The organism is Streptomyces actuosus (assembly GCF_016921115.1).
GTDB classification, from domain to species: Bacteria; Actinomycetota; Actinomycetes; order Streptomycetales; family Streptomycetaceae; genus Streptomyces; species Streptomyces actuosus_A.
In genome coordinates this window covers 1-1,145 of sequence record NZ_JAFFZS010000112.1, presented here as the reverse complement: position 1 = coordinate 1,145, position 1,145 = coordinate 1, and the positions used below count along the sequence as shown (strand labels likewise).

2 protein-coding genes are annotated in these 1,145 nt (G+C 43.5%); both read right to left on the bottom strand.

Annotated features, from left to right (window positions below; all coding sequences use genetic code 11):
- Nucleotides 1–184, bottom strand: a 184-nt coding sequence (locus JS756_RS35805) for a hypothetical protein (RefSeq protein WP_205387438.1), incomplete at its 3' end; no start/stop codon positions are given.
- 190 nt (nucleotides 185–374) lie between these two features.
- Nucleotides 375–1,145 (bottom strand): hypothetical protein (locus JS756_RS35795; RefSeq protein WP_205387437.1); only part of this gene is annotated, 771 nt, incomplete at its 5' end.

Here is a 1,145-nt window from a genome sequence, read left to right as displayed (position 1 = left end):
CTATCAAAAACCCAGCCTCTGTGGCTTGATGACCTGTGTGCTTCTTCCTGAATGAAGCCTGCTTTCTTGCTAGCAATTTCACAGTCAACCTCACAGTCATCATCATATTCCTCAACTGCGCGGTTACCACTTTCCTCATCACTGGATTGAGCAATATTCTGCTCCTCAGCAGTTCTGCTGCCATGGTTCTGTCTTAATGAACCTTATCCACTGCCTTGTCTGCAGCCTTGGCTGCTTTGGCTATCTCTTTTGCTTGTATTAGAAGACTGATTCTCACTGTTGTCTTCTCTCTGTTGGTTTGGGCATTTTGCTGCTTTATGTCCAAATTTCTGGCACTCATAACACTTAGGCCTGTGTGGCCTACTTTGGCTTACTTAAGATGCATTTTCCATCCTTTCCTGTTTCCACAATTGCATGACATCTTCAACACAGCCTAGGACATAGTCCTCAGTCAATTCAATGCCAGAACTCATCATTGACTTGTGGAGTGTTGCATATCTATCTCCTAGCACATGGAGATACTGCAATATGCAAAGATCATCAAGTCCTATCTTGTTGTCGCCATTCATTTCCTTGAATTCCACAAACATCTGTTTAAGCGCATGATAGAACTCCTTTTCATTATGCTTGGACTCATCCCACATAGAGGTGAATATCCTCATCAGCTTCATCATCTTCTTTGTATTAGAAGACTTCAGGAACCTCTTCTTCAGGTACTGCCATTTTTCCCCAGCGTTCCGCTGATCTTTGACCTCTAGTACCGTTGACGGAGTCAAGCCCATCTCAATGATCATGTCTGCTTTCATATCGATCCGCTGCCAATTAGACTTTCTCACTAGCCTATCTGCATATGCTTCACTTCTAATTCTCGCATGCAGTTCTATGGCTTGCCATGCATATTGGGTCCTCAGCTGCTTCTCAATTGCATGAAACCAAAATCTAGTGTTATCCTCACTTAATTTGTCAATAGAGAAATGATAGATCTTGATTGGCTTGCCTTCAATTGGATCCTCATTATCCATGCCAGTCATCTTCACATCTCTGTCGTTCTCATATTTCAGGGCCTTCTGAGGCTTGCTGGCCACTGGTTGCTGTTTATCCTCTGCCATAGTGTACTCATGACTCAATGGGTCTCTCTGAGCAGA